The organism is Streptomyces sp. NPDC059861, assembly GCF_042731435.1.
Classification (GTDB): domain Bacteria; phylum Actinomycetota; class Actinomycetes; order Streptomycetales; family Streptomycetaceae; genus Streptomyces.
Genome location: NZ_JBHWJQ010000002.1, coordinates 41782 through 55932 on the forward strand (window position 1 = coordinate 41782; position 14151 = coordinate 55932).

Consider the following 14151-nt stretch of genomic DNA (forward strand, 5'->3'; position numbering starts at 1 on the left):
TCCGTACCCTCCGGGGCCGTGGGCGGTGCCGGTGGTGCAGTACTCGGGTCTTCAGCGGGCTCGTTCTCCGTGCCCGGGGCCTGTGCGAGTCCGTTGGCCCACAGTTCGTCGACACGCGCGCGCTCGGTGGCGTTCGGGTAGCGGTTGGTGCAGGACGGGCCGGCGCCGCCGCCCGACATCAGCTCACTGCACGGCCCGCTGTAGTTGTCCGGCAGGCCCAGCACGTGCCCGGTCTCGTGGGTGACGACGCGGATCGAGTCGTTCTGCCGGCTCTGGGTGTAGTCGATGAAGATGACGCCGCTTCCGTGGCCGTTGGTGGAGGCGTGGGACCCGCGGGGGTCGTTGCCCTCGAGGTAGGAGAAGTCGGCGCCGCTCGAAGCCTCCTCGAGCCTGACGTTGGACTCGGAGCTGTTCCAGATCGAGGCCGCGCTGGATATCTGCGAACGGAAGCTCGGTGCCTTGGATGCGTCGTAGTAGAGGGTCACCGCCTGCGCGGTGGGCTGGACGGCGTGCTTCTCGGCGACCGACTGGAGCACGGCCTCGAAGAACGCCTTGTTGTTCGCGGCCTCCTCGGCCGACCCGTCGTACCGCGCCACGGAGGTATCGGCGGAAGCAGACGGGAGGGCGGCCGTCTGGGCGCTCGCCGGCACCGCCGCACCCAGCGCGCTGGAGGCCAGACCCAGGCCGAGAGCGACGGCGAGGAATCTCGGGGACGTTCGGGACGACTTCATGTGGGGGGCTCCAACTCACTCGGTGACGCCGAGCGCCACAGCGCGCGGTCGACTCGGCGTGAACACCGGTTCCGAACTGCAGCGACGTCCTGTGGGGCGACATTCTTGGAACGGCTCGGCAGGGCGCGCAATGGGTCCCGCCACTACGTCGCTTCGTAGGTGCCGGGGCCTCGCCAGGGCCGTGCTCGGGCCTCCGGCCCGCACACGGCAGCAGGAGGGAGAACTTTCGTGCCGTCAGAAGCCTTACAGCGCCGGGCAGTGGGCGTGCGGGTCGGCCGGTCGGAATTCAAGGATGCGCGACGCATTCCGCATTCGGGCCAAGACGGACAAACACTCAGATGTCCGCCACGTCGCATCTACTAAGCGCACCCATTGATTGGCGGAGCACTGTGACTGACGTCACGAAATAATGGGCTTCCGCTTCTTTTGCGCCCCACCGGCCCCAAGTCGCTCTCACCGCTGAGCCGCCATCGCTCAGTCCTGATCAGGGTGGAAGCGGGGCCCGCCATGCGGCACGGAGAGCGGCACGAAAGGGTCGGTCGGTTGCTCGCCGGCCTGCGGCAGCGTGCCGGTGAGCTCCGCGCCGTGCTCTGCGTGCTGGGCGCATATGGCGTCGGGGTCGTCGCACATCAGGTAGAACTCGTGCTTCGGCGTGCCGGCGCCGGTGGGGTTCGCGGCGACTCGGCGGGCGGCAGCCTGAAGATCAGCCAGCCGAGGTCCGCGGATGCCCCGGTGCTCGCACGGCCACCGTCAATGTCGAGCACACCGCGCACGCGCCCGGCAGACGCACACAGCCAAGCCGAGGATGCCTCGTCCTAGCTGTCCTCGAAGACGAGGAGTGGCTTGGCTCCGCGTCCGGGGGTTTCGGCGAGTGTGATGGCTTCGGCGAAGCGGTCGAGGGGGAACGGTCGGCCTTCGGGGATCGTCAGGACTCCGTCTGTGACGAGGGTGCGTACCTCGGACAGGGCGTCCAGTACGTCCGTGGGTGAGGCGGTGCCGAACCAGCGGTTCAGCCAGAAGCCGCGGACCGCTTTGGTCTCGTAGATCAGCGAGCGGGCGGGCAGGGGGATCGTCAGCGCTGCCGGGTCGGTCTGCCGGTGGGTCGAGAGCGCGCCGTAGACCACGAGGTCTCCTCCCGGAGCCAATGCCTGGGACACCTGGGCGCCCACAGGGCCCGCGACACAGTCGATGGCCCTGTGCACGCCGGCCGGTCCCGCGATCTCGGCCACGCGCTGCGCCAGGTCCTCGTCCTCCGTGCAGATGACCTCGTCACCGCCCAGCGCCTTGATCTCCTCGACGGCATCGCGTCGCCGCACGACGTTGATCGTCGGGATGTTCAGATGCCTGGCCAGCTGGATGACGAGCCGGCCGACGGTGGAGCCCGCGGCCGTCTGGAGCAGCCATTCCCCGGCCCTCACGTCGAGTTCGCGTGTCACCAGGAGCAGCGTGGTCAGCGGATTGACGGCGAGTTGGCAGGCGTCGGAATCGCTCAGGCGGTCGGGGACCGGCAGGAGCCTTTGCGTGTCGGCGACAAGGTATTGCTGCCAGGTGCCGGCGACATGCGGGCCGGGTACCGCCGGGATCGCCACATTCAGCACGCGCTCGCCGATCCGCAGCCCCCTGGTGTTCGGCCCCAGGGCCTCGATGTGGCCCACGCATTCCATGTGCCCCCCGACAGTGGGGAGTTCGGGGGAGAAACCGTAGCGGCCGCGCAGTACGTGCAGGTCGCTGGCGTGCACCGGAGTCGCCCTCACCCGGATCAGCGCCTGGCCGGACCCGGGCAGGGGGACGGGCCGGGTCTCCAGCCGTAGGACCTCGCTCGGTTCGCCGATCTCGTGGGCCACCAGCGCGCTCATGGATTCTGGCGTCGACATGATATTTCTCCTTCAGCCGCGTTCGGCATCGGCGGACGGGGCGAGGAAATACCGCGCGTACCGCGTCCCCGCGAAATGCTCGCCCATAATTCGGGAGGAGAGCAGGACCGACGGCAGTGGACGGTGGTTCATCACGAGATGTTGCGTCTGTCCGGCTGAGTTCCTGTAGACGACGGCGATGTCCGCGATCGGCTCACCGCGCACCTTCGACGCATAGTCCTCGACGAAGCCGTTCTCTCCGTACTCACCGAGGAAGAAGAAGTCCTGGTACTCGCACGGAGTGCCCGCGTGACCCAGCACCGTGCGGACGTCCTCGGTTCCGCGCGCGATCCCGTTCAGGACCGAGCCTTCCGTCGTCACGTCGTCGGCGAGGTTGTCCAGCCAGAGGGGGTGGTAGTCCGTACGCTGCCGCGCCGGGTCGCCGCTGCCCAGATATGCCGGCGTCGTCCTGTCGGTCAATTTCCAGCCGTTTCAGTGGGCGACCAGGGACGGGGAGCGTCGCGAAGGCCCCGGTCCGGTTTCGGTCCGGGGCCTTCGCACCCACTTCGAGACGAACGCAAGCGGCCACTCATGGGCGGGCGCCTGGATGAGGGTCCGAGCGCCGGCTGCCCATTCGGTTGGCTATGTGAGTCGACTAATGGTCGCCGTCACATTCGGAACCGATGTCAGTGACCTGTGCACCTGGGCTGCCCTCACCGTTGATGAGGTTTGCGCCGAGGCCGTTGAGGATGCCCACCTGGCCCAGGATGTCGATGTTCAAGTCGTGGGATCTGCATCCGCCGCCATGTGGGCCTTGCGCGACTGCGGCGGTGGCGGGGCAGATACCCATGAAACTGACACTGCTTATGATGACGGTCGCAACAGCGGCCTTGTGAAACCTGCGCATATCTCCTCCTTGGGCCGGATAGGGAGCGCTGCCGAAAGATCCACTCAGCGCTCATTTCGGAGGCTAGATCGACTTCTCCCGCGGCGCTCATCGGGAAGTCCATCCAGGGGTTCTGAGGCTCCATCGGCCACGAATGGCTGCGGGCTGTCCGGCCGGTACCCCCGCGGCAGCCGGTTCGGCATCGTGCCTGCGCAGTGAGCGGTCCCACCCCCGCCGTCGGCCTCAGGGCCGCCCCGACGTGATGACTGATCCTCCGTCACCCGTGTGCGCGCTCCACGTCTGCCGTGGGGCATCGTGGCTCCCGCATCCGCTGCTGGGCGTGGCCGTGCCGATCACGGACTTCTTCGTGGCGGTGGCGGGCGGTCCCTGGGCCGGTTCCAGCGGATCGACCGGCGGTGGCTGCCCGCGGCCGACGCCCTCCCCCATCCGCCGTACCGCGGCGGCACTCGGCCGGTGCACGGCCGGTGCACGGCCGGTGTACGACCGCACCGGGCGGGCGGTCCCGAGCCGCCTGCGCTCCCGGGGTTCGAAGCCACCACCACGGGGTCTCCCGCAGCTGACCGCTCCGGCAGCGAGCGCCCTGCGGCGAGCGCGGCCGAGACGGTGTTGGTCTGGCCCCCGCGCGGCCCGCCGTCCGGAACTGGCGGGCCAGCCTGTGAAGGCGCCGCGCGGGGTACACGGAACCTACGCCTCCGCTTACCGAAACGGAAGACCCTTGTTTTCCGCCGCGTTCGACGATCTTGCTGCGGGGCAGGGCGAGCGATGCCGCCGCACGCGGCTCCTTGCCGGAGTTCCGCGCCGGATCGGGGCGGCTGCCCTGCGGGTGAGGTCCGGGACGGTCGGTGCGCGCATCGGGCCGGAGGCGAGGCGAACGGGGCGCTTCTCACCACCCAAGCTGTCGCGGCCGGGGACTGACGTCGCGGGCCGCGAGGCGACGGCCTAGTACGTCGGCCTCAAGTGCCGGGAAATCAGCGATAGTCAGGCATTACCAGGGGGTAATCGGGGCGCCCTGCGGCGATCCTGTGCCGGTGTGGCCGAAGTCGCCTGGCGGCAACGGCCGTTGAGTACACTCCGCCACCATTGCTGGACGTCGGGTGAGGAGCGAGGTGTGGGCCGGACGCCCGGGTGGTCGCACCGCCGAGTGGGGGCGTCGGCCGGGGGCCGGCCGGTCGTCATCATCTCGGAGAGCCAGGTGCCGGCCTCGGCACCGGGCCCCGGGGTGCGGTCGTGCGCGGAGTGCGGCAAGCGGTGGGAGTCCCACCTGGGCAAGCTGACGGACACGGGCGAACTCGCCGGGCTCCGGGCCCGCGGGGACTGCAAGGTGTACGCCGGCTGTGACACCACCCTCGGTCTCACCCGCCCGCGTTGCGGCGAGAGCCGCCGCATGGACCACGTGGGGCAGCCGAGCTCGGCCGGGGCGTGCCCCAGGCGGCCGACCACGGCTGCCCCCGCTGCGGCGCGGGCATGGACCACTGTCAGGGCCCGTCCCCCGCGCCGCCGGTCACCGGTTGGTCAGTGGCCTGAACGCGTTGCGCACGTCGGACCGGGAGTCGGTGACGTACCGGTCCCTCGGCGGGGTGTCGTCGTCGCCGTAGGAGAAGTACGAGAGGACCGCCGGGCAGCTCGATCCGCTGATCTGGACCGTGCGCCGGGAGACGAGCTTGCCGGTGCGCACCTCGTAGACCCGCACCGGGATCGCGATCTTGTGAAAGGTCACGTAGGTGATGGCGCCGGAGTTCCGGCCCTGGTACGGGCACGTCTGGACGGAGGTCCCGAACTCCGGCTCGCCCACGCAGACGACCGCCGCCGCGCGGGCGGCGTCGGTGGCCTTCCAGTTGCCGGGGAGCTGGTTCGTGTACTCCGTGTTGCCGAAGTACAGCGCGCGGTTGGTGCCCTTGCCCATGGGCTTGGCGGCGCTGTACCTGGCCGGCTTGGAGCAGTACTCGGGCTGTTCGTCCTCCGTGCCGGACAGCAGGGAGCGGACGTTGTCCAGCTCGATGGCCTGCGTGGCCTTGGTGACGCCGGTGCGGGCCCGGCTCCCGAGGCTGTCGTCGGGATACTCGTCGAGCAGCTGCCGGTACTGCGCCTTGGCGGCCTGCCAGTCGCTGCCCTGCATCAAGCTGTCACCGCATGCGACGAGCGCGGCGGGCGCGACGCGGTTGGCGGTGCCCGCGGAGCGGTCGAGCTGGTCGCGGGTCGGCTCGCGGTCGCGCAGCCATTCGGTGACGCCGACGGTGCCGCAGGGGTTGTCCGTGGGCAGACCGTCGAGGAAGCCGTCCAGGACCGCGCGGACGGTCCGCTCGTTGCCGGGTTCGCGGAGCACCGAGGTGAGGATGCCGAAGCCCTGCTCCAGCGCGTCGGTGTCGTTGCCGAGGCCTCTGTCCAGCAGCACCTCGGCCGTCCCCAGGTTCCGGCAGTCCTCGACCACCTCGTCGCCCCGGGCGCTGACCGTGGCGCCGGCCACGCGGTGCCCGGCCCACACCTCGTCCTGGGCGCGGAACACCCCGGCGCAGTCGCCCTTGTCGCGGGCCTCGGTGACGTCCTGCCCGATGCGCACGGCGTCGTACCGCAGGAGTCCCACCGCCAGCAGCACCGGCACGGTGACGCAGAGCGCGATCAGGCGCTGCCCGCGGGACACGACGCGCGGGGTGCCGCGGCTCGCCAGGAACCATCCGTGGGCGACGACCGCGACCCACCACACCAGCGCGGCGATCTCGTACCCCCACGCGGCGGTGGAGGCGAGCACGGAGACGAGAACGACCGTGCCCAGCAGCGCCAGTGCGGCGAGAGCGCGCCGCCCGAGGAGCCAGTAGCCGACGCCGAGCAGGGAGGCGTTGCCGAGGGCGGCGGCCAGGGGGTCGTGGTGCTGTGGGCGGGGCGGCCCGGGCGGCCTGGGCGGCTCGGGCGGCGGTGCGAAGGGCATGGTGTAGGTCGGTTCGTCCATCGTGCTCTCCCCCTGGTGTGAATGGTTCTGAAAGCAGCCTTCGGTGCCGAAGTCACCGGACCCCGGCTTCGGCGTGCCCCCCGGCCGGCTACGGCCTCTCAACTCACTTATGTCTCTTTGCCGTTGCTGTCCAGCGATTCGGCACGCCCTTTCTACGGTGCCCCCGCCGGGAGGGGTCCCGAACCCACCGGCGACCAGGGACGCCGGCGTCTCGCGCCACCTCGGTGCGCCGCGTGACCAGCGCCTTCGCGCCCCCGATGCGCCGCTTGTCACCACCCCCGCGGGCGCACTACTGTCACCACGCCTTGGTGAACGGGAAATCCGGTGCGATACCGGTGCGGCCCTCGCCACTGTGATCGGGAAGTCCGGCTCCGGCCCTCATGGGCAGCCACTGGGTCCTAGTGACCCGGGAAGGCGGAGCACGGGCGGTGTCACCCGTCAGCCAGGAGACCGGCCGAGGCACGTTGTACACCATCCACGAGGTGCTGGAGAGGGTCTGCTGAAGCCATGCACATAGCCGAGGGTTTTCTGCCTCCGGCGCACGCGATCGCCTGGGGTGCCGCGTCCGCGCCGTTCGTCGTCCACGGAGTCCGCTCCCTCACCCGTGAGGTCAGGGAACATCCCGAGAGCACCCTGCTCCTCGGCGCCTCGGGCGCCTTCACCTTCGTCCTGTCGGCGCTGAAACTGCCGTCCGTGACCGGAAGCTGCTCGCATCCCACCGGCACGGGACTGGGCGCCATCCTGTTCCGGCCGCCGGTCATGGCGGTGCTGGGCACCATCACCCTGCTGTTCCAGGCGCTGTTGCTGGCGCACGGCGGGCTGACCACGCTCGGCGCCAACGTCTTCTCGATGGCGATCGTCGGCCCCTGGGCCGGGTACGGCATCTACCGGCTGCTGCGGCGGTACGACGTGCCGCTGATGGTCGCCGTGTTCTTCGGCGCGTTCGTCGCCGACCTGTCCACGTACTGCGTCACCAGCGTCCAGCTGGCGCTCGCCTTCCCCGACCCGAGCAGCGGATTTCTGGGCGCGCTGGGCAAGTTCGGCTCCATCTTCGCGGTCACGCAGATCCCGCTCGCGGTGAGCGAGGGGCTGCTCACGGTGCTGGTGATGCGGCTGCTCGTCCAGTCCAGCAAGGGTGAACTGACCCGGCTGGGCGTGCTGCTCACCAAGAAGACCGGCAGCGAGAACAGCGGTACCGAGGCGGTGGCCCGATGAAGCGCAACACGAGGATCAACCTCCTGCTGCTGCTCGCCGTAGCCGCCCTCGCGGTGCTGCCCCTGGTGTTCGGGCTCGGCGACCACAAGGAGGAGCCGTTCACCGGCGCCGACTCCGAGGCGGAGACGGCGATCACCGAGCTGGACCCGGACTACGAGCCCTGGTTCTCGCCGCTGTACGAGCCGCCGTCCGGTGAGATCGAGTCCGGGCTGTTCGCCCTTCAGGCGGCGGTCGGCGCGGGCGCGCTCGCGTACTACTTCGGGGTCCGGCGGGGGCGTCGTCAGGGTGAGGCCCGGGCCAGGGAGCAGCGGGGCGGGGTGCGGGTGCCCGAGCCCGACGGAGCCGAAGGGGCCTGAGCCTCGTGCTGCCGATCGACGCGGCGGCGCACAGCAGTCGCTGGCGCCGCCGCCATCCCGTGGACAAGGCCGTGCTGGGGCTGGGACTCACGGTGCTCGCGATCTCGTTGCCGCCCTGGCCGGGGGCCGCGCTGGTGCTGGTGACGGCGCTGGCCGTGCTGCTCGGGCCGGCGGGCGTGCCCGGGCGGCGGCTCTGGCTCGCGTACCGCGTGCCGCTGGGCTTCTGTGTCACCGGCGCGCTGCCGTTGCTGGTGCGGGTCGGCGGCCCGGACGGGTTCGTCGGTGTCGCCGAGGGCGGCGCGGTGCGTGCCGGGGAGCTGCTGCTGCGCACCTCGGCGGCCTCCCTCGGCGTGCTGCTGTTCGCGTTCACCACCCCGATGTCCGACCTGCTGCCCCGCCTGGTCCGGGCCGGCGTCCCCGCGCCCGTCGTCGACGTGGCCCTGGTGACGTACCGCATGAGCTTCCTGCTCCTCGACTCCGTACGCCGGATCCGCGACGCGCAGGCGGCCCGGCTCGGGCACACCACGCGCGCCGCCCGGTGGCGGTCGCTGGCCGGGCTGGGCGCCACCGCCTTCGTGCGCGCCTTCGACCGGGCGACGCGCCTTCAGACCGGGCTCGCCGGGCGCGGCTACGACGGCACCCTGCGCGTCCTGGTGCCCGAGGCCCGCGTCTCCGTGCCGTTCACGGCCGTGAGCGTCGCGCTGCTCGCGGCGCTGGCCGCCCTCACCTTCGTACTCGAAAGGCCGCTGTCATGAGCGAGGCCGCCCCCCTGGTCGCCCTGCGGGGCGCGTCGTTCGCCTACGAGGACGGCCCGGCCGTGCTCAGCGGCCTCGACTTCGAGGTGCGCGAGGGGCGCGCGCTCACGCTGCTCGGCCGCAACGGCAGCGGCAAGACCACGCTGATGCGGCTTCTCAGCGGGGGACTCAGGCCGCGAGGCGGGGAGTTGACGGTGGACGGCACCAAGGTGTCGTACGACCGGAAGGGGCTGACCCGGTTGCGGACCACCGTCCAGCTGGTGGTGCAGGATCCGGACGACCAGCTCTTCGCCGCCTCGGTGGCGCAGGACGTCTCCTTCGGGCCGCTCAACCTGGGGCTGCCGGACTCCGAAGTGCGGGCGCGGGTGGCTCAGGCGCTGGCGGCGCTGGACATCACCGCGCTGGCGGACCGGCCCACGCATCTGCTGTCGTACGGGCAGCGCAAGCGGACCGCGATCGCCGGTGCCGTCGCCATGCGGCCGCGGGTGCTGATCCTCGACGAGCCGACGGCCGGGCTCGATCCCGACGGCCAGGAACGGCTGCTCGCCACCCTCGACGGGCTGCGTACGAGCGGCACGACGGTGGTGATGGCCACCCACGACGTCGACCTGGCCCTGCGCTGGGCCGACGACGCGGCCCTGCTCACCCCGTCCGGCGTCCGCACCGGCCCCGCGCCCGAGAACCTGGCGCGCACGGAACTCCTGCGGGCGGCGGGCCTGCGCCTGCCGTGGGGCGTCGCGGCGGCGGAACTGCTGCGCGGCCAGGGCCTGCTGGACGGCACGGCGACCGGTCCGCGCACGGCGGAGGAGCTGGCGGCGTTGGCGGCGGCGCAGGCGGGGCCGCGCGGCTGAGAGCCGCCGCGTGCCGGAACCTTCAGTCCTGCTGGGCGTCCCCGCGCCGCCCGCGCCGCGCGGGCAGGGTCGTACCCGCGACGACGGCTCCGATCGCCCCGGCCTTGGCGCCCTGGTGGACGGCGTGCTCGCCGCCGGGGCTGCACCGCAGGTCCAGGAACGCCCAGGCCGCCACGGCGACACCGATCAGCACCGGGACCAGGCCGTCGACCGGGCCGATCCCCGCCCACCAGGCGTCACCGGGCATCACCTCGTCCCGCGTCCTGCCCTCCCGCCCTCCCGCCCTCCTGCCCTCCTGCCCTCCTGCCCTCCTGCCCTCCTGCGGCAGCAGCCCGAACTCTGTGACCCGGCTGTCGACTTCGGCGCGCTCGGGTCACGCCGAACGCTTGCGTGACGCCGTCTTCTTCGCCGTCGTCTTCTTCGCGGTGCTCTTGGCCGTGCTCTTCGACGCCGCCGTCTTCTTCGTTCCCTGGGCCGACCTGGACGCCGTCTTCTTCGCGGACGCGGTGGTCTTCCTGGCGGCCGTCTTCTTCGCCGTGGACTTCTTGCCGGCCGGTTCCTTGGGTGCGCTGCGGCTGGACGCGCGCTGCGGGAGCGCGTGGACGTCGGCCTCCTCGGCCGGTGCCTCGCCGCGGGACTCCCGCGCCGCGCGGACACTGCTCTCCAGGGCCGCCATCAGGTCGAGCACCTTCCCGCCGGCCGCGGGTTCCGGCGCCTCGGGGGGTGCCTCGCCGGCCGCCTTCGCGGCGATGACCTCCTCGACGGCCTCGCGGTACTCGTCGTGCAGATCCTCCAGGTCGACCTCGCCGAGGGTGTCCATCAGGGCGTCCGCGAGGTCGAGTTCCTTGTCGCGGACCGTGACACCGGTGTCGGGGGCGACGCCCTCCGGCGCGCGGACCTCGTCCGGCCACAGCAGCCCGTGCATCGCGATGGCGTCGCCGACCACCCGCAGCATGCCCAGCCGCTCCCGGCCGCGCAGCGCGAACTTGGCGATGGCGACCTTGTTGCTCCGCTTGAGCGCCTCGCGCAGCAGCGTGTAGGGCTTGGCGGCGGGGGCGCCGCTCGCCGCGAGGTAGTACGCCGCGTCCATCTGCAGCGGGTCGATCCGGTCGCCCGGCACGAAGGCCACGATCTCGATCGTCCTGGCGGTCGGGAGCGGCAGATGGGCCAGGTCCTCGTCGGTGATCGGGATGATGGAGCCGTCCGCGTCCTCGTACCCCTTGCCGATCTCGGCGCCGCTGACCTCGCGGTCCTCCAGCTCGCAGAACTTGCGGTAGCGGATCCTGCCGCCGTCCTCGGTGTGGATCTGGCGGAACGAGATCGTGTGGCTCTCGGTGGCGTTCACCAGCTTGATCGGGATGCTGACCAGGCCGAACGAGATGGCACCGTTCCATATGGATCGCACATTCAGCACCTTTCAGGGCTTTCATGTCGGCATCACAAGGGTTAGTACGATTCTCATGGTTTTCGTGTGATTCTCATCGTATGACGCCGATCACTGTGGTGGAGGGGCGACGGGTCGCCCTCAGCAATCTGGAGAAGGTGCTGCATCCGGCGACCGGCTTCACCAAGGGCGAGTTGCTGCACTACTACGCGACGACCGCCGACGTGCTGCTGCCCCATCTGCGGGATCGGCCGGTGTCCTTCCTGCGCTATCCCGACGGACCCGACGGGCAGGTGTTCTTCGCCAAGAACGTGCCGCCGGGTACCCCCGAGTGGGTCACCACCGCCGAGGTGCCCCGCTCGGAGGGGCCGGCCCGGATGGTGCTGGTGCAGGACCTCCCGAGCCTGATGTGGGCGGCGAACCTGGTGGCCGAGTTCCACACCCACCAATGGGTGATCTCCGCGCCGGGTGTCGCCGACCGGATCGTCCTCGACCTCGACCCGGGGCCGCCGGCGACCGTCGTGCAGTGCTGCGAGGTCGCGCTGTGGCTGCGGGATCGGCTGGCGGCGGACGGGATCGAGGCGTACCCGAAGACGTCCGGCTCGAAGGGGCTGCATCTGCTGGCCGCGGTCCGGCCCACCCCCTCCGACCGGGTGACGGAGTACGCCAAAGGGCTCGCGGTCGAGGCGGAGCGGGCGATGGCCCGACTGGTCGTACACCGGATGACGCGGAGTCTGCGGCCCGGAAAGGTTTTCGTCGACTGGAGTCAGAACGCCGCGCGCAAGACCACGGCGACTCCTTACACCCTGCGAGCGCGGGCGACGCCGACCGTTTCGGCACCGGTGACCTGGGAGGAAGTCGAGGCGTGCCGAGACGTCGGCCAACTCACCTTCCTGGCGACCGACATCGCCCCGCGCGTGCAGGACTACGGCGATGTGCTGGCCCCGCTGCTCGACGAGGGGCGGGCCAGTCCACTGCCGTGAGCCACAGCGCCCCTCGACGGGCACCTCACAGCAAGGGACCAGCATGGAAACGACCCGCCCCCGTACCCTCCGCCGCCGCACGCTCGTCGTCGGCCTGACCGCGCTCGCCCTGGGCGCCACGACCGCCACCACGGTCGCCGCCCCGCACCGTGCCCCGGCCGACACGGCCAGGGCCCAGGTACTCCTCGACTGGAACGCGGTCGCCGTCGCCACGGTCAACGGCGACGCCAAGCGGTACGCGCCCGAGCAGAACGTCTGGCTCGGATTCGTCTCGGCCGCCGTGTACAACGCCGTCGTGGGCATCGAGGGCCGGTACGCGCCGTACCAGTGGGACGGGCGAGGTCCGGCCGGTGCCTCCGCCGAGGCGGCGGCCGCCGCCGCCGCGCACCGGGTGCTGCTGACCTACTTCCCGAAGTCCAAGGCCCGGCTGGACGCCGCCTACACCAAGTCGCTGAAGAACGTCCCCGACGGGCAGGCCGAGGAGCAGGGCGCCGCCTTCGGCAGGCGGGCCGCCGACCGTCTCGTCCAGCTGCGCGTGCAGGACGGACGCGGAGCGGCGGTGGCCTTCACCAAGTCGCCCGCGCCCGGCGTGTGGCGGCCCACCCCGCCGGACAACACGCCCTTCCGCGTTCCGTGGCTGGCGAAGGTGAAGCCGATGGTGCTGGACTCCGCCGAGCGGTTCCGGCCGGGCGCTCCGCCCGCGACGAACACCCGGCGCTACGCCCGCGAACTGGCCGAGGTACGGGTGCTGGGGGCGAAGAACAGCAAGGTGCGCACGCCGCGCCAGACGGAGACCGCGAAGTTCTTCACGGACGTGCTGCCGGTGCAGCTCCAGGCCGGCTACCGCGACCACGTCAAGCGACACGGGCTGGACCTGGTGGACGCGGCGCGGCTGTTCGCGGCGGCCAACACGGCGGCCGCCGACGCGACGATCACCGCGTGGAACGCCAAGTACACGCACGCCCAGTGGCGGCCGGTCACGGCGATCCGGCAGGCCGGCACGGACGGCAACCTGGCCACCGCGTCCGACCCGGCGTGGGAGCCGCTGCTGCGCACGCCCGCCCACCCGGACCACATCAGCGGCCACACCGCGGCCGACGGCGCCGCGATGGCCGTCCTGCACCGGCTGACCGGCGGGAACATCGACTTCCGCATCTCGTCGGCGGTCACCGGCACGACCCGCACGTACACCAAGGCGGCCGACTACAACCGTGACGTGACCGGCGCCGGCATGTGGGGCGGCATCCAGTACCGGACCAGCGGCGAGGCGGGCAACCGGGTGGGTCAGGCGATCGGCAACTACGCCCTGGACCACCACTTCCGTCCCGTGGGCTGACCCGGGTCACACCCTCGCCCAGGTGTTCCGGTCCCTGGCCATCGCGTGCAGGGCCTCCACGTCGGCCGGCTTGAGCACGCCGCCCAGGCGGGTGAGGCCGTCGAGGTCCGTGTCCTTCAGGACGCGGACCTCGCGGACCGGGCCGGGGACCGAGACACGGGACGGGCCGACCAGGGCGAGAACGGGTCGGACCTCGGCGGTCAGGGCGTACGAGGCACGGTCGGCCTCCGCGCGGACTAGGCGCAGCAGTGGTCGCCCCTCCCGCCGGCCCAGCGCGACCATCGGATCGGCGATCACGACGCGTTGCCTGCGGGCGTACAGCGCGTGCACTGCGAAGAGGCCACCGGGGCCGATCACCAGGTGGTGGACGCGGTCGCCGCCGGGCAGCGGCACGGAGTGCAGGGCGTGCCAGCCCGCGCCGTCCATCCGGTCCAGCGCCTCCCCCACCGCCTGCTCGGCCTCCAGCGCCCGGCGCCGGGGGTCGGCCCGCAGCCGGGGCCCCGGCGCGCCGGGGTCCCGGTCCAGGGCGACCAGGAGGGCCTCGCCAGGCCGGTTGGGAGCGAGGTCGTCGTCCGGGTGGAGGCTCAGCCGGGCCAGCTCCGCGGGGGTCGGGACCGGTGGCGGGCCGACCGTGACGGAGCCGGTGAGGAAGGGGCGGAGAGCCTCCAGGACGTCGTCTCCGCGGTCCTCGCTCAGCAGGTTGACCCGGGCCGCCTCACGGTCGTACCAGGCGATGTTCCTGCCGTCCGTGAGGCAGACGTAGAGCCGTTCCCGACCGTGTCGCCAGGTCGGTACGACGCGCAGTCCGCTCATGCACATCACCCCACGACCATGGG

Annotated in this window: 14 protein-coding genes, 1 pseudogene and 1 riboswitch; of the genes and pseudogenes, 6 read left to right on the forward strand and 9 right to left on the reverse strand. The window is 71.7% G+C overall.

Going from position 1 to position 14151, the window contains the following annotated elements:
• Positions 1 to 77 precede the first annotated feature (77 nt).
• The 6 genes and pseudogenes from snpA to ACFV6X_RS02295 all read right to left on the reverse strand — a co-directional run.
• Positions 78 to 731: pseudogene (snpA, locus tag ACFV6X_RS02270) on the reverse strand (snapalysin); the annotation flags it as partial.
• 474 nt (positions 732 to 1205) lie between these two features.
• Entirely contained in the window at positions 1206 to 1361 is a 156-nt protein-coding gene (locus ACFV6X_RS02275; RefSeq protein ID WP_385376382.1) for a hypothetical protein, read from the reverse strand.
• A 185-nt stretch (positions 1362 to 1546) separates the two neighbouring features.
• Positions 1547 to 2605, reverse strand: coding sequence for a zinc-dependent alcohol dehydrogenase family protein (locus ACFV6X_RS02280; protein WP_385376385.1), 1059 nt, complete (start codon positions 2603 to 2605; stop codon positions 1547 to 1549).
• Positions 2606 to 2617: 12 nt separating this feature from the next.
• Entirely contained in the window at positions 2618 to 3064 is a 447-nt protein-coding gene (locus tag ACFV6X_RS02285; protein ID WP_385376387.1) for a hypothetical protein, read from the reverse strand.
• 175 nt (positions 3065 to 3239) lie between these two features.
• A complete protein-coding gene (locus tag ACFV6X_RS02290; RefSeq protein WP_385376390.1) occupies positions 3240 to 3491 on the reverse strand; it encodes a hypothetical protein in 252 nt (83 codons plus the stop codon).
• Between the two features lie 1501 nt (positions 3492 to 4992).
• Positions 4993 to 6435: a tol-pal system YbgF family protein gene (locus ACFV6X_RS02295; protein WP_385376393.1), complete on the reverse strand. Its 1443-nt coding sequence runs from the start codon at positions 6433 to 6435 to the stop codon at positions 4993 to 4995.
• A 289-nt stretch (positions 6436 to 6724) separates the two neighbouring features.
• A riboswitch (cobalamin riboswitch) is annotated at positions 6725 to 6909 on the forward strand.
• Between the two features lie 33 nt (positions 6910 to 6942).
• On the opposite strand from ACFV6X_RS02295, the gene ACFV6X_RS02300 reads away from it, so the two are divergent.
• From ACFV6X_RS02300 to ACFV6X_RS02315, 4 genes are read left to right on the forward strand one after another with little or no spacing between them, the layout of a single operon-like run.
• Positions 6943 to 7650, forward strand: coding sequence for an energy-coupling factor ABC transporter permease (locus ACFV6X_RS02300; protein WP_385376395.1), 708 nt, complete (start codon positions 6943 to 6945; stop codon positions 7648 to 7650).
• Positions 7647 to 8006 carry an energy-coupling factor ABC transporter substrate-binding protein gene (locus ACFV6X_RS02305; RefSeq protein WP_385376398.1) on the forward strand — a complete coding sequence of 120 codons (360 nt, stop codon included), beginning with the start codon at positions 7647 to 7649 and terminating at the stop codon, positions 8004 to 8006. The genes ACFV6X_RS02300 and ACFV6X_RS02305 overlap by 4 nt, the downstream gene beginning before the upstream one ends.
• A 5-nt stretch (positions 8007 to 8011) precedes the next feature.
• The gene (gene cbiQ, locus ACFV6X_RS02310) at positions 8012 to 8761 is read left to right on the forward strand and encodes a cobalt ECF transporter T component CbiQ (RefSeq protein ID WP_385376400.1); all 750 of its coding nucleotides are present in this window, start codon (positions 8012 to 8014) and stop codon (positions 8759 to 8761) included.
• On the forward strand, positions 8758 to 9612 hold the full coding sequence (locus tag ACFV6X_RS02315) for an energy-coupling factor ABC transporter ATP-binding protein (protein ID WP_385376403.1): 855 nt from the start codon (positions 8758 to 8760) through the stop codon (positions 9610 to 9612). Before cbiQ ends, ACFV6X_RS02315 begins: the two co-directional genes overlap by 4 nt.
• Positions 9613 to 9634: 22 nt before the next feature.
• Here the strand turns inward: ACFV6X_RS02315 and ACFV6X_RS02320 are convergent, their stop codons facing one another.
• Positions 9635 to 9859: a hypothetical protein gene (locus tag ACFV6X_RS02320; protein ID WP_385376406.1), complete on the reverse strand. Its 225-nt coding sequence runs from the start codon at positions 9857 to 9859 to the stop codon at positions 9635 to 9637.
• A 126-nt stretch (positions 9860 to 9985) separates the two neighbouring features.
• On the reverse strand, positions 9986 to 11026 hold the full coding sequence (locus ACFV6X_RS02325) for a Ku protein (protein WP_385376409.1): 1041 nt from the start codon (positions 11024 to 11026) through the stop codon (positions 9986 to 9988).
• 71 nt (positions 11027 to 11097) lie between these two features.
• Between ACFV6X_RS02325 and ligD the strand changes: the two genes are divergently transcribed.
• Entirely contained in the window at positions 11098 to 11979 is an 882-nt protein-coding gene (ligD, locus tag ACFV6X_RS02330) for a non-homologous end-joining DNA ligase (RefSeq protein WP_385376412.1), read from the forward strand.
• Positions 11980 to 12022: 43 nt separating this feature from the next.
• A complete protein-coding gene (locus ACFV6X_RS02335; protein ID WP_385376414.1) occupies positions 12023 to 13315 on the forward strand; it encodes a vanadium-dependent haloperoxidase in 1293 nt (430 codons plus the stop codon).
• A 6-nt stretch (positions 13316 to 13321) separates the two neighbouring features.
• On the opposite strand, the gene ACFV6X_RS02340 is transcribed toward ACFV6X_RS02335, so the two are convergent.
• Complete coding sequence (locus tag ACFV6X_RS02340; protein ID WP_385376417.1) at positions 13322 to 14128, reverse strand: nuclease-related domain-containing protein; 807 nt, start codon at positions 14126 to 14128, stop codon at positions 13322 to 13324.
• Between the last annotated feature and the right edge of the window lie 23 nt (positions 14129 to 14151).

Coding starts and splice junctions, on each gene's coding strand:
- ACFV6X_RS02300 (WP_385376395.1), top strand. CDS start 6,943: ATGCACATAGCCGAGGGTTTTCTGCCTCCGGCGCACGCGATCGCCTGG.
- ACFV6X_RS02320 (WP_385376406.1), bottom strand. CDS start 9,859: ATGCCCGGTGACGCCTGGTGGGCGGGGATCGGCCCGGTCGACGGCCTG.
- ACFV6X_RS02315 (WP_385376403.1), top strand. CDS start 8,758: ATGAGCGAGGCCGCCCCCCTGGTCGCCCTGCGGGGCGCGTCGTTCGCC.
- ACFV6X_RS02335 (WP_385376414.1), top strand. CDS start 12,023: ATGGAAACGACCCGCCCCCGTACCCTCCGCCGCCGCACGCTCGTCGTC.
- ACFV6X_RS02305 (WP_385376398.1), top strand. CDS start 7,647: ATGAAGCGCAACACGAGGATCAACCTCCTGCTGCTGCTCGCCGTAGCC.
- ACFV6X_RS02290 (WP_385376390.1), bottom strand. CDS start 3,491: ATGCGCAGGTTTCACAAGGCCGCTGTTGCGACCGTCATCATAAGCAGT.
- ACFV6X_RS02280 (WP_385376385.1), bottom strand. CDS start 2,605: ATGTCGACGCCAGAATCCATGAGCGCGCTGGTGGCCCACGAGATCGGC.
- ACFV6X_RS02275 (WP_385376382.1), bottom strand. CDS start 1,361: ATGTGCGACGACCCCGACGCCATATGCGCCCAGCACGCAGAGCACGGC.
- ACFV6X_RS02340 (WP_385376417.1), bottom strand. CDS start 14,128: ATGAGCGGACTGCGCGTCGTACCGACCTGGCGACACGGTCGGGAACGG.
- ligD (WP_385376412.1), top strand. CDS start 11,098: ATGACGCCGATCACTGTGGTGGAGGGGCGACGGGTCGCCCTCAGCAAT.
- ACFV6X_RS02295 (WP_385376393.1), bottom strand. CDS start 6,435: ATGGACGAACCGACCTACACCATGCCCTTCGCACCGCCGCCCGAGCCG.